The organism is Cupriavidus sp. R6-3, from assembly GCF_059772245.1.
Genome location: NZ_JCBAJO010000154.1, coordinates 1 through 11,529 on the forward strand (window position 1 = coordinate 1; position 11,529 = coordinate 11,529).

Here is an 11,529-nt window from a genome sequence, read left to right on the forward strand (position 1 = left end):
GCGGCGCGCTCGGCGTCATAGGCCATCCGGCGGCCGGCATCCTTGAGCACCGCGAAGGCATGCTGCAATCGCTTGAACCGCTCTTCCGCGGCCTGCGGATCGTCCGGATTGCGGTCCGGATGCCAGCGCATGGCCAGCCGCCGGTACGCCTGCCGGATCTCGTCCGCCGTGGCCGTCGGGGCAACGCCTAGGGTCTGGTAGTGGTCATGGTGCGTCACGGGGGCCTTGTGTTCGCCGTTGGCGCAGCCCGCACTGCTGCTGCGCGCTACCTGTTCAGCCGGCACATCGAAGGGATAACGGCATGCCGCGCGCAAACTGTAGGCATAGAATGAGGCCCGCTTCTCCGTTACCGGCGCTCGTTACCGGCCCGTTACCGGCCCGTTATCGCGCCGGTTGCCGCGCCGGTTGCCGCGCCGGTTGCCGCGCCGGTTACCGCGCCGGTTACCGCGCCGGTTACCGCGCCGGTTACCGCGCCGGTTACCGCGCCGGTTACCGCGCCGGTTGCCGCGCCGGTTGCCGCGCCGGTTGCCGCGCCGGTTGCCGCCCTCTTCAACGAACCTTCATCGAAGCGTCATCGAACGCCGCCCTGCCATGGAGTTCCGCCATCTGCGCTATTTCCTCGTGCTGGCCGACGAGCTGCACTTCGGCCGCGCCGCGCGCCGGCTGTCGATCTCCCAGCCGCCGCTGTCGCTGAACATCCAGCAGCTGGAGGCGTCGGTCGGCGCCCGGCTGTTCGAGCGCGACAGCAAGGGCGTGAGGCTGACCGCGGCGGACCGGGCCTTCCGCGAATCCGCCACCGCGCTGCTGGCGCAGGCCGAGGAGGCGCGGCTGCTGGCCCGGCAGATCGAAGCCGGCGCCGTGGGCCGGCTGCGCGTGGGCTTCGTCGGGTCGATGCTGTATCGGGGCTTGCCGCAGAAGCTGCAGCAGTTCGAGGCCGATCAGCCCGGCATCCAGATCGCGCTGACCGAACTCAATTCGCAGGAACAGATCGAGGCGCTGCTGCACGGGCAGCTCGACGTCGGCTTCATCCACACCAGCCGGGTGCCGGACGAGCTGGCGGCGCGGCTGATCCACAGCGAGCCCTTCGTCTGCTGCATGCCGGCCGCCCATCGGCTGGCAACCCGGCGCGCCATCGCGCTGACCGAGCTGCGCGGCGAGCCGTTCGTGCTGTTCTCCCGCAATGCGTCGCCCGACTACTACGCGCGCATCGTCGACATGTGCGCGGCCGAGGGCTTCTACCCGCAGATCCGCCACGAGGTCCGGCACTGGCTGTCGGTGGTGTCGCTCGTCTCGCAGGGAATGGGCGTGGCGGTGGTGCCGGCGGCCCTGCGGCATTCGGCGCTGGCCGGCGCGGCATTTCGGCCGCTGAAGCACAGCACCGTGCCGTCGGAGGTCTATTGCGTCTGGAAGGCGGCGCCCGATCATCCGGCGCGCGATCGCTTCGTCGGCATCTTCCCCACGCCGGCCGCGCGGCAACGGACCGCCTAGCGGGCCGACGCCGCGCGATACGCGCGGATGCGCTCGCGCAAACCGGGCCGCGCGGCCGAATGGACCAGCGCGGCGAGCTGCCTGGCGAGTTCGTCGCCGTCTGCGCGGGAGGCGGCATGGATCGCCGCCTGCGTGTCGGTGTCGAGCCGGCGCGCCTGACGCGCCAGCGCCTCCAGCGCGGTATCGGGCTTGCCGTGTTCGTCGGCCTCGAAGTCCCGCGAGGCCAGGCCCGTGGCGAGGGCCGTGTCGGCATCGATGGTGGCGCCGGCGCCGATCCATTGGCGCGCCAGTGTCGGCCCGACGCGGGCGGCAAGCCGCGCGGTCCCCAGCACCAGCCCGAAGGCCGCGCCGGGGAAGGCGAAGCGGCTGTCGGCCGCCACCCAGCATTGTTCGCAGGCCGCCGCCAGATCGGCGCCGGCGCCCATGGCCCGGCCGTGGACCCGCGCGACGGTGGTGAATGGCGCCGTATAGACGGCCTGCAGCATCAGTTCGACGCGGACGAAGCGGGCCAGCAGCGTGTCATCCGTTTCGCCGTCGAGGTCGGCGAGGTCGAAGCCGGTGCAGAAGTGTTTGCCCGCGCCTTCGATCAGCAGCAGCCGCGTGCCGTCGCGCTGGCAGGCGAGGACCGCGTCGTGCAGCGCCTGCACCAGTTCGGCCGACAAGGCATTGCCCCGTTGCGGACGATTCAGCGTCAGTCGCGTGATATCGCCTTGCCGGTCGACCAGCAGCGCCGGCTGCGCGGTGGCGGCGACGGTCGATGCGTCGTCAGACATCGGCAGCGGCCCACAGATTCGGCGCGAAGCGGTTGGCATAGCCGGAGACGAACTCCTTCGGCGCGCCGGTCGCGGGATCGAAGACATGGCGGCGAATGCGGCCGATATTGCCGCCGTACAGGTGGACGCTGACCGAGACGCGGTCGTCGAAGGCATTGCGCACGCGGTGGATGTCGCCCAGCGAGGGCGAAACCGCCGCCACCTGCCCGGCCTCGAGCCGGGTTTCCTCGCCGTCCTGATGGATGCCTCGATCGTCGCGGCGATAGCGGATGTCGATCTCGGCCCCGCGCAGCACGCCGATCCAGCCCCACACCGTGTGGTCGTGCACAGGCGTCTGCTGGCCCGGCCCCCAGACGAAGCTGACCACCGAGAAGCGATCGAGCGGATCGCCGTACAGCAGGTATTGCTGGTAGTAGGTCGGATGCGGCTGCGCCAGTTCGTCGGGCAGCCAGTCGTCGCGGGCGACCAGCGCCTGCAGCAGGGGCCGCGTGCCTTCGAGCAAGGCCGCCTCGTCGCGGTTGGGTCCTTCCATCAGCGACGTGACGCCGGCAACGAAGGTCCGCAGCGGTTCGATGGTGCGACTCATGGCGTTTTCTCCTGCGTTTGCTTCTGCGTTCGTTCCTGCGCTTGTTCCTGCGTTCGTTCCTGCGTTTGCCCCTGCTGCTGCTCCGCGGCGCCGCCGGCATGGGCGGCGCGAACCGCCTCGGTATGCTCGCCGAGCGCGGGCGGCGGCCGGCGCACCGGCAGACCCATGCCGTCCAGCCGCAACGGCGAGACGAAGGTCCGCGTCGCCACGCCGCTCGGCAGCGTCAGCGGGCGCACCCACTCCATATGTTCGACCTGCGGATCCTGCAGCGCGGCGGCGTAGTCGTTGATGCGCGCGTGCGGCACGCCGGCGGCCTGGAAGGCCGCGATCCAGTGATCGACGCCGGCGCGGGCAAAGCGCTGCTCCAGCAGGTCCTTCAGCGCAACCTGGTTGGCGGCGCGATCGCGCGTGGTGGCAAAGCGCGGGTCCTCGGCCAGTTCGGGCATCTCGACCACGCGCACGACCTCGAGCCACAGCTTCTGGTTGCCGGCCGCGATCGCGAAGTAGCCGTCGGCGGCCTGGAACGCCTGGTACGGCGCGTTGCGCGGATGCGCCGAGCCCAGCTTGGCCGGGCTGCGGCCGGTGCCGAAATACTCGCTGGTCTGCAGCGCCGCGATGCCCAGCGTGCAGCCATACATCGGCACATCGATATGCATGCCGGCGCCGCCGGCGCGCACGCGGGCCAGCGCGCTGGCGATGGCGAAGGCCCCGTACAGCCCGGACGCAAAATCGGCCAGCGGCACGCCGCACTTGACCGGCGCGCCGTCCGGCTCGCCAGTCACGCTCATCACGCCGGCGGCGGCCTGGATGGTCAGGTCGAAGCCGCCCTCGGTCGCACGCGGCCCGCTTTGGCCATAGGCCGACACCGAGCAGTAGACGAGCCCCGGATGGTCTTCGCGCAGGCTCGCATAGCCCAGCCCCAGGCGGTCCATCACGCCGGGCCGGTTGTTCTCGACCACCACGTCGGCCTCGAGCATCAGTTGGCGCGCCAGCGCCACGTCTTCCGGCTGCTTCAGGTTCAGCACCACCGAGCGCTTGTTGCGGTTCAGCGAAGCAAAGTTCTCCGAGAAGCCGGCCGAAATCGGCGGCCATTGCCGCAGCGTATCGCCGTCGGGGGGTTCGATCTTGACGACGTCGGCGCCCATGTCGGCCAGCAGCATGCCGCAGAACGGCCCGGCGGCAACGGTGCAGAACTCCAATACCTTGACGCCGGCGAGCGGCAGATCCTTCTCGTTCAGATCGGACATGACAGTGGCAGCGGTGGGAGGGCGCCGGTTGGCGGAAAGGCACGCCGGCGCCCGTCTTGCGGGCGGCGGGGCATGCGAGGCATTATATGGACGTGCCGGAATACGGGACAACGGTTCCGTATTTGAGAACAGGGCGGACGACCCGTCCGCTGCCCGCGTAAGCGCCCAGGCAATACAGCAAACCATGAACAACACCCTGATCAAAGGCCTCGGCATCGTCGAACTGCTGGCCCATAGCGACCGGCCGCTGGGGCTGACCGAGATCGCCAACCGGCTCGGCATGGCCAAGAGCAATGTCCATCGGCTGCTGCAGGCGCTGACCGAGCTGCGCTATGTGATCCGCGACGAGGACACCGCGGCCTACAGCGCGTCGATCAAGCTGTGGGAGCTGGGCTCGGCGGTGCTGGGCCGGCTCGATCTGCGCCGCCACGCCGAGGGCTGGATGGAACGGCTGATGCACGACAGCGGCGAAAGCGTCCACCTGTCGGTGCTCGATCGCGGCGAGGTCGTCTACGTGCACAAGATCGACAGCCCCAATCCAGTCCGCGCCTATACCCAGATCGGCGGCCGCGCGCTGGCGCACTGCGTGGCGACAGGCAAGGCAATGCTGGCTTTCCAGCCGCCGACCGTGCTGCAGCGGATGTCGACCGCGCTGGAGAGCGCCACCGCCAATTCGATCGTCGAGCCGGCGCGCTTCCTGCAGGAAATGGACAAGGTGCGGCGGCAGGGCTATGCGGTCAATCGCGGCGAATGGCGCGAGTCGGTCCATGGCGTGGCCGCGCCGATCGTCGACGGGCATGGCCAGGTCTTCGCCGCGGTCGGCCTGTCCGGGCCGGCGGAGCGCTTCAAGCCGCAGAAGCTGCGCACGTTCGCGGAAATGGTCCAGCACGCCGCGGCGGAGATTTCGTCGAGCCTGCGTGGCGGCACCCGGCACGGCGCGCTCGCGCTGGCCACGCGCGGCATGGTGACCACCGGCCGCTGAACCCCGCGCCAAACCGCATTACCCCCCATCGGAAGGGCCTCGGCGCGTTCGAGTGTTCCGCGAAAGCCACAACAGCCTCGGATTGGTGCAGCGCGCATAGGCCGCTCCAAGATTCACCTTATAATGCCGCCACCTGGCCGACGCCGAACGGACTTACCCGGTCCTCATCGGTGCGGTGGGCAGGCGGGCGATTGGCCTGCGCAATAACAAGAACGTGGTCAAGTAGTGCCCTTTCAGGCCTGAGCCGCGGTCGTGCATGCGCGCCCCCGACCAGCCTGTCAAGTCGCCGGGGAGTTCTTCGATTTTGCGCACGTCCGAGGCCCGCGCCTGGATGATTCGAACAAACACGATCGAGGAGCTCCCAATGAAGCATTCCCGTCTTACCTCCCTTTCTCTGGCCGCCGCGCTGCTCACCCTGGGTGCCGCCGCGCATGCGGAAACCGTCAAGATCGCCATCGCCGGCCCGATGAGCGGCTCGGTCGCGCAGTACGGCGACATGGTCAAGGCGGGCGCGCTGACCGCCATCGAGCAGATCAACGCTGCCGGCGGCGCCGGCGGCAACAAGCTCGAAGTCGTGCTGATGGACGACGCCTGCGAACCGAAGCAGGCCGTGGCCGTCGCCAACAAGATCGTCAGCCAGAACATCCGCTATGTGATCGGCCACGTCTGCTCGGGCTCGACCATTCCGGCCGCGGACATCTACGAGAACGAAGGCGTCGTGATGGTGACGCCGTCGGCCACCGCGCCGCAGCTGACCGAAGGCAAGAAGCGCAAGATGATCTTCCGCACGATCGGCCGCGACGACCAGCAGGGTCCGGCCGCCGCGCAGTACATCATCGGCAAGGTCAAGCCCAAGAAGGTCGCCGTGCTGCACGACAAGCAGTCGTACGGCCAGGGCATCGCCGCCTCGGTGCGCAAGGACCTGGAAGCGGCCAAGATCCCCGTGGTGCTGTTCGAAGGCATCAACGCCGGCGATTCGGACTACTCGGCCGTGATCACCAAGCTGAAGTCGCAGGGCGTGGACTTCGTCTACTTCGGCGGCTATCACCCCGAGATGGGCCTGCTGCTGCGCCAGGCGCGCGAGCAGGGCGTCAAGGCGACGTTCATGGGACCGGAAGGCGTCGGCAACAAGGACGTCACCGCGATCGCCGGCCCGGCTTCGGAAGGCATGCTGGTCACGCTGCCGGCCGACTTCTCGGCCGACCCGGCCAACGCGGCGCTGGTCAAGGCCTTCGCCGACAAGAAGCGCGATCCGAACGGTCCGTTCCAGATGCCGGCCTACGCGGGCGTCAAGATCATCGCCGACGCGATCGCGGGCGCCAAGAGCACCGATCCGGTCAAGGTCGCGGCGTACATGCACAAGAACGCCTTCCAGACCCCGATCGGCAAGGTCGAATACGACGCGCAGGGCGACCTCAAGTCGTTCAAGTTCGTCGTCTTCACCTGGCACAAGGACGCCACCAAGACGGCCGCCAACTGATCGCCGGCGCGGTCCGTGCCAACGCCCCGTTCGTCACCGAACGGGGCGTTTTGATATGCCGGGCCGCTTCGATCGCGCCCTTCCCCGCGCGGGAAGGGCCCGCCGCGACAGGCACGCCGGCCTCACCGAAGCGGCCCGAACGGGCTGAACCCGGCCGACGTGCTGTACAGACGGGACGTACCTCATGAACGAATTCCTACCCCAATTCACCCAGCAGCTGGTCAACGGCCTGACGCTGGGTGCGATCTATGCGCTGATCGCCATCGGCTACACGATGGTCTACGGCATCATCGGCATGATCAATTTCGCCCACGGCGAGATCTACATGATCGGCGCCTATGTGGGCCTGGTGACGCTGACCGCGATCGGCGTGGCCGCCGGTTATCCGCTGCCGCTGGTGCTGGGCGCCGCGCTGCTGGTGTCGGTGATCGTCACCGGCCTGTACGGCTTCGCGGTCGAGCGGGTCGCCTACCGGCCGCTGCGCGGCGGACCGCGTCTGGTGCCCCTGATCTCCGCGATCGGCATGTCGATCTTCCTGCAGAACTACGTGCAGATCGGCCAGGGCGCGCGCGACGTGTCGGTGCCGGTGCTGATCAGCGGCGCGCTCGAGCTCGAGATGGGCGGCGATTTCACGGTGACCGTGCCGTATTCGCGCCTGCTGATCGTCGGCGTGACGCTGGTGCTGATGATCGCGCTGACGCTGTTCATCGGCCACTCGCGCATGGGCCGCGCCTGCCGCGCCTGCGCCGAGGACATGCGCATGGCCAATCTGCTGGGCATCGACACCAACCGCGTGATCTCGTTCACCTTCGTGCTGGGCGCGATGCTGGCCGCCGCGGGCGGCGTGCTGATCGGGCTGACGATCGGCAAGCTGAACCCCTTCATCGGCTTCGTCGCCGGCATCAAGGCCTTCACCGCCGCGGTGCTCGGCGGCATCGGCAGCATTCCGGGCGCGATGCTCGGCGGCGTGCTGCTGGGCCTGGCCGAGACCTTCGCCTCGGGCTACATGCCGGCCGAATACAAGGACGTGGTCGCGTTCGGCCTGCTGGTGCTGATCCTGCTGTTCCGTCCCACCGGCCTGCTGGGCAAGCCGGACGTGGAAAAAGTCTGAGGACCGCGCCATGAACTCCTCCATTTCGATGACGCAATCGCTGAAGAACGCCGTCTCGGCGGCGGTGCTGACCGCCATCCTGACGATCCCCATCCTCGGCCTGCAGCTCAAGCTCGAGGGCTATCGCGTGGTGCTCGAACCGCACTGGCGCCCGGTGTGGATCGCGGTGGCCGCGGTGTTCCTGTTCCAGCTGTTCAAGCCGGTGATCCACCGCACCACCTCGGCGGTCAAGCTGCCGGCGCTGCCCACGCTCGCGCCGGGGCAGCAGCGCGCCGCGGTCTGGGTGCTGCTGGCGGTCGGGCTGATCTGGCCGTTCTTCGGCTCGCGCGGCGCGGTCGACGTCGCCACGCTGGCGCTGATCTACGTGATGCTCGGCCTGGGCCTGAACATCGTGGTCGGCTTCGCCGGCCTGCTCGACCTCGGCTATGTCGGCTTCTACGCGGTGGGCGGCTACACCTATGCGCTGCTGAACCAGGCCTTCGGGCTGTCGTTCTGGGAATGCCTGCCGATCTCGGCCGGCATGGCCGCGCTGTTCGGCTTCCTGCTGGGCTTTCCGGTGCTGCGCCTGCGCGGCGACTACCTGGCCATCGTGACGCTGGGCTTCGGCGAGATCATCCGCCAGTTGCTGAACAACCTGACCAGCCTGACCGGCGGACCGGACGGCATCTATGGCATCCCGAAGCCGACCGTGTTCGGCATCCCGATGACCCGCAGCGCGGGCGAGGATGGTGCCCGCACCTTCCACGACCTGATCGGCCTGGACTACAGCGGCGAGCACATGGTGATCTTCCTGTACCTGCTCGCGCTGTTGCTGGTGGGACTGACGCTGTTCGTCACCAGCCGGCTGATCCGCATGCCGATGGGCCGCGCCTGGGAGGCGCTGCGCGAGGACGAGATCGCCTGCCGCTCGCTGGGCCTGAATCCGACCCGCATCAAGCTGTCGGCCTTCACGCTGGGCGCGACCTTCGCGGGCCTGGCCGGCGCGTTCTTCGCCGCGCGCCAGGGCCTGGTCAATCCCGAATCGTTCACCTTCATCGAGTCGGCGCTGATCCTGGCCGTGGTGGTGCTGGGCGGCATGGGCTCGCAACTCGGCGTGATCATCGCCGCGATCCTGCTGACGGTGCTGCCCGAGGTCGCGCGCGGCTTCGCCGAATACCGGATGCTGCTGTTCGGCCTGGTGATGGTGCTGATGATGATGTGGCGCCCGCAGGGCCTGTTGCCCGCCAGCCGCCCGCACGTGGAGTTGCCGCAATGAGTGCACAAAGCGCAGAACTGTTGAAAGTGTCCGGCCTGCAGATGCGCTTCGGCGGCCTGCTGGCGGTGGACGGCATCGATTTCAGCGTCCGCAACGACGAGGTGTTCGCCATCATCGGGCCGAACGGCGCGGGCAAGACCACGGTGTTCAATTGCGTCGGCGGCTTCTACAAGCCCACCGCGGGCGAGGTGATGCTGGACGACCGGCCCATCGCCGGCCTGCCGAGCCATATGGTGGCGCGCCAGGGACTGGTCCGCACCTTCCAGAACATCCGGCTGTTCAAGAACCTGACGGTGGTCGAGAACCTGATGGTGGCGCAGCATCGCCGCGTCAAATCGGGGCTGCTGCACGGGCTGTTCGCCACGCCGGCCTATCGCCGCGCCGAGCGCGAGGCGCTGGAGCGCGCCGCCGAATGGCTCGACCGCATGGGCCTGCGCGCGGTGGCCAACCGCGAGGCCGGCACGCTGTCGTACGGCCACCAGCGGCGGCTGGAGATCGCACGCTGCATGATCACGCAGCCGCGCCTGCTGATGCTGGACGAACCGGCCGCGGGCCTGAACCCGCAGGAGAAGGTCGAGCTCAAGACGCTGATCGACCAGCTGCGGCGCGAGTTCGGCATCGCGGTGCTGCTGATCGAGCATGACATGAGCCTGGTGATGGGCGTGTCCGACCGCATCCTGGTGATGGAGCACGGCCGCCCGATCACCATCGGCAAACCCGAGGACGTGCGCAACGACCCGCGCGTGATCAAGGCATACCTGGGAGAGGACTGATGCTGAAGCTGGAACAGGTCCATACCCATTACGGCGCCGTCGAGGCGTTGAGTGGCGTATCGATCGAGGTCAACCAGGGTGAGATCGTCACGCTGATCGGCAGCAACGGCGCGGGCAAGACCACGCTGATGATGACCATCTGCGGCAGCCCGCGCGCGTCCAGCGGGCGCGTGCTGTTCGAGGGCCGCGACATCACCGGCTGCTCGACGCACGAGATCATGCGCATGGGCATGGCGATCTCGCCCGAGGGCCGGCGCGTGTTCCCCAGCCTGACCGTGCTGGAGAACCTGAAGATGGGCGCGTTCTTCGCCAAGCGCGACGAGATCGAGGCGGGCATCGAGCATGTGTTCAAGCTGTTCCCGCGGCTGGAGCAGCGCGCCTCGCAGCGCGCCGGCACCATGTCCGGCGGCGAGCAGCAGATGCTGGCGATCGGCCGCGCGCTGATGAGCCGGCCGCGGCTGCTTCTGCTCGACGAGCCGACCCTGGGTCTCGCGCCGATGATCATCGCGCAGATCTTCGACATCATCCGCACCATCCGCGAGGACGGCGTGACGGTGTTCCTGGTCGAGCAGAACGCCAACAAGGCGCTGCAGGTGGCCGACCGCGGCTATGTGCTGGAAACCGGCAAGGTGGTGCTGGCCGATACCGGCGCGAACCTGCTGGCCAACGATCAGGTGCGCAACGCGTATCTGGGTGGCTAGGGTAACGCGCTCGGACCGACGCACCGCAGCCAGGCATCGGCCCGGCCACCGCAGCCTTTACCGGGGCGTCGGTGGCCGGGCCGCTGTCCTTCCGGCACCCCACGATGCCACAGGGCACATTGCGGTACGTCAGGCGGCACGCCGAGCGGCACCCCACGCCAGTACGGCACATCGAGCCGGAGTGAATGCAGTACAATGCAAACGATTCTCATCTACGCCCGCTGATTCATCACTAAGCAAGCGGTCAGGTAGTACCGGCGCCACGCCGGCAACCCGCCCGCGGGACCAAAGCACATGCGCTTGTCAGAATTGCCGCGGCGCACCGCGGCCATCGTACTGTCGGTCGACGACAGCACCCCGAACGATCCCATCGCCCGACGCCTGCGCGAACTCGGCTTCGTGCCCGGCGAGGCCGTGCAGATCATTACCTTCGGCCCGTTCGGCAAGGACCCGCTGGTCGCCCAGGTCGGCAGCACGCGCTTCGCGCTGCGCCGCGCCGAAGCCGCCCGCGTGACGGTGCAGCCCGAGGGCGCCCGCACCGCCTATCCGGCCGCTGCGAGCAATACGGCCGCTGCGAGCAATACGGCTGCTGCAGGCAATACCGCCGATACAGCCGGTACCGCATGAAGCGGACCGATTCGAATTACGCCATGTCCGTCGCTACTTCTCCCGCCACTCCCGCTTCCGCCGCCACCGCGCAGGCGCCGCTGCGCGTCGCGCTGGTCGGCAACCCCAATTGCGGTAAGACCGCGCTGTTCAACCGGCTGACCGGCAGCCGCCAGAAGGTGGCCAACTACGCCGGCGTCACGGTCGAGCGCAAGGAAGGCTATTTCGTCGCGCCGTCCGGCCGGCAGGTCCGCATCCTCGATCTGCCGGGCGCCTACAGCCTGCACGCGACCAGCCTGGACGAAGCCATCACGCGCGACGTCTGCATGGGCAACCGCCCCGGCGAGGCTGTGCCCGACCTGCTGGTGTCGGTGGTCGATGCCACGAATCTGCGGCTGCACCTGCGTTTCGTGCTGGAACTGCGCCGCCTCGGCCTGCCGATGGTGGTGGTGCTCAATATGAGCGACGCGGCCGAACGCCGCGGCATCCGCATCGACCGCGACAAGCTCGCCGCCGCGCTGGGCGTG

13 protein-coding genes are annotated in these 11,529 nt (G+C 68.6%); 9 read left to right on the forward strand and 4 right to left on the reverse strand.

Translation table 11 applies throughout. The features are described 5' to 3' along the window. Nucleotides 1-218, reverse strand: a 218-nt coding sequence (locus AC6EI8_RS19135; protein WP_498382627.1) for a DnaJ domain-containing protein, incomplete at its 3' end; no start/stop codon positions are given. Nucleotides 219-591: 373 nt separating this feature from the next. Between AC6EI8_RS19135 and AC6EI8_RS19140 the strand changes: the two genes are divergently transcribed. After that, a complete protein-coding gene (locus AC6EI8_RS19140; protein ID WP_498382628.1) occupies nt 592-1,488 on the forward strand; it encodes a LysR family transcriptional regulator in 897 nt (298 codons plus the stop codon). On the opposite strand, the gene AC6EI8_RS19145 is transcribed toward AC6EI8_RS19140, so the two are convergent. The 3 genes from AC6EI8_RS19145 to AC6EI8_RS19155 are packed head-to-tail and all read right to left on the reverse strand — an operon-like array spanning nt 1,485 to nt 4,094. Then, nucleotides 1,485-2,261 carry an enoyl-CoA hydratase/isomerase family protein gene (locus tag AC6EI8_RS19145; protein ID WP_149318494.1) on the reverse strand — a complete coding sequence of 259 codons (777 nt, stop codon included), beginning with the start codon at nt 2,259-2,261 and terminating at the stop codon, nt 1,485-1,487. The genes AC6EI8_RS19140 and AC6EI8_RS19145 overlap by 4 nt on opposite strands. Beyond that, nucleotides 2,254-2,847: a cysteine dioxygenase family protein gene (locus tag AC6EI8_RS19150; RefSeq protein WP_498382629.1), complete on the reverse strand. Its 594-nt coding sequence runs from the start codon at nt 2,845-2,847 to the stop codon at nt 2,254-2,256. Before AC6EI8_RS19150 ends, AC6EI8_RS19145 begins: the two co-directional genes overlap by 8 nt. Beyond that, nucleotides 2,844-4,094 (reverse strand): CaiB/BaiF CoA transferase family protein, encoded by a 1,251-nt coding sequence (locus AC6EI8_RS19155; protein ID WP_498382630.1) that lies wholly within the window; start codon nt 4,092-4,094, stop codon nt 2,844-2,846. Before AC6EI8_RS19155 ends, AC6EI8_RS19150 begins: the two co-directional genes overlap by 4 nt. Nucleotides 4,095-4,278: 184 nt before the next feature. Here AC6EI8_RS19155 and AC6EI8_RS19160 point away from each other — a divergent pair, with 184 nt between their 5' ends. From AC6EI8_RS19160 to AC6EI8_RS19195, 8 genes are all read left to right on the forward strand, one after another. Further along, nucleotides 4,279-5,076, forward strand: a complete 798-nt coding sequence (locus AC6EI8_RS19160) for an IclR family transcriptional regulator (protein WP_149318497.1) — start codon at nt 4,279-4,281, stop codon at nt 5,074-5,076. Between the two features lie 364 nt (nt 5,077-5,440). Next, nucleotides 5,441-6,556 carry a branched-chain amino acid ABC transporter substrate-binding protein gene (locus AC6EI8_RS19165; RefSeq protein WP_149318498.1) on the forward strand — a complete coding sequence of 372 codons (1,116 nt, stop codon included), beginning with the start codon at nt 5,441-5,443 and terminating at the stop codon, nt 6,554-6,556. 184 nt (nt 6,557-6,740) lie between these two features. Beyond that, nucleotides 6,741-7,667: a high-affinity branched-chain amino acid ABC transporter permease LivH gene (gene livH / locus AC6EI8_RS19170; protein ID WP_006576581.1), complete on the forward strand. Its 927-nt coding sequence runs from the start codon at nt 6,741-6,743 to the stop codon at nt 7,665-7,667. A gap of 10 nt (nt 7,668-7,677) precedes the next feature. After that, nucleotides 7,678-8,922, forward strand: coding sequence for a high-affinity branched-chain amino acid ABC transporter permease LivM (locus AC6EI8_RS19175; protein ID WP_149318499.1), 1,245 nt, complete (start codon nt 7,678-7,680; stop codon nt 8,920-8,922). Beyond that, nucleotides 8,919-9,695 (forward strand): high-affinity branched-chain amino acid ABC transporter ATP-binding protein LivG, encoded by a 777-nt coding sequence (gene livG / locus AC6EI8_RS19180; protein WP_149318500.1) that lies wholly within the window; start codon nt 8,919-8,921, stop codon nt 9,693-9,695. Before AC6EI8_RS19175 ends, livG begins: the two co-directional genes overlap by 4 nt. Beyond that, a complete protein-coding gene (locus AC6EI8_RS19185) occupies nt 9,695-10,396 on the forward strand; it encodes an ABC transporter ATP-binding protein (RefSeq protein ID WP_498382631.1) in 702 nt (233 codons plus the stop codon). The genes livG and AC6EI8_RS19185 overlap by 1 nt, the downstream gene beginning before the upstream one ends. A 294-nt stretch (nt 10,397-10,690) precedes the next feature. After that, complete coding sequence (locus AC6EI8_RS19190; RefSeq protein WP_498382632.1) at nt 10,691-11,023, forward strand: FeoA family protein; 333 nt, start codon at nt 10,691-10,693, stop codon at nt 11,021-11,023. A gap of 23 nt (nt 11,024-11,046) precedes the next feature. Then, nucleotides 11,047-11,529, forward strand: a 483-nt coding sequence (locus AC6EI8_RS19195; protein ID WP_498382633.1) for a FeoB small GTPase domain-containing protein, incomplete at its 3' end; no start/stop codon positions are given.

Excerpts from the sequence above, each read along its gene's own strand:
- AC6EI8_RS19140 (WP_498382628.1), top strand. The coding sequence starts at position 592 with ATGGAGTTCCGCCATCTGCGCTATTTCCTCGTGCTGGCCGACGAGCTG.
- AC6EI8_RS19145 (WP_149318494.1), bottom strand. The coding sequence starts at position 2,261 with ATGTCTGACGACGCATCGACCGTCGCCGCCACCGCGCAGCCGGCGCTG.
- AC6EI8_RS19150 (WP_498382629.1), bottom strand. The coding sequence starts at position 2,847 with ATGAGTCGCACCATCGAACCGCTGCGGACCTTCGTTGCCGGCGTCACG.
- AC6EI8_RS19155 (WP_498382630.1), bottom strand. The coding sequence starts at position 4,094 with ATGTCCGATCTGAACGAGAAGGATCTGCCGCTCGCCGGCGTCAAGGTA.
- AC6EI8_RS19160 (WP_149318497.1), top strand. The coding sequence starts at position 4,279 with ATGAACAACACCCTGATCAAAGGCCTCGGCATCGTCGAACTGCTGGCC.
- AC6EI8_RS19165 (WP_149318498.1), top strand. The coding sequence starts at position 5,441 with ATGAAGCATTCCCGTCTTACCTCCCTTTCTCTGGCCGCCGCGCTGCTC.
- livH (WP_006576581.1), top strand. The coding sequence starts at position 6,741 with ATGAACGAATTCCTACCCCAATTCACCCAGCAGCTGGTCAACGGCCTG.
- AC6EI8_RS19175 (WP_149318499.1), top strand. The coding sequence starts at position 7,678 with ATGAACTCCTCCATTTCGATGACGCAATCGCTGAAGAACGCCGTCTCG.
- livG (WP_149318500.1), top strand. The coding sequence starts at position 8,919 with ATGAGTGCACAAAGCGCAGAACTGTTGAAAGTGTCCGGCCTGCAGATG.
- AC6EI8_RS19185 (WP_498382631.1), top strand. The coding sequence starts at position 9,695 with ATGCTGAAGCTGGAACAGGTCCATACCCATTACGGCGCCGTCGAGGCG.
- AC6EI8_RS19190 (WP_498382632.1), top strand. The coding sequence starts at position 10,691 with ATGCGCTTGTCAGAATTGCCGCGGCGCACCGCGGCCATCGTACTGTCG.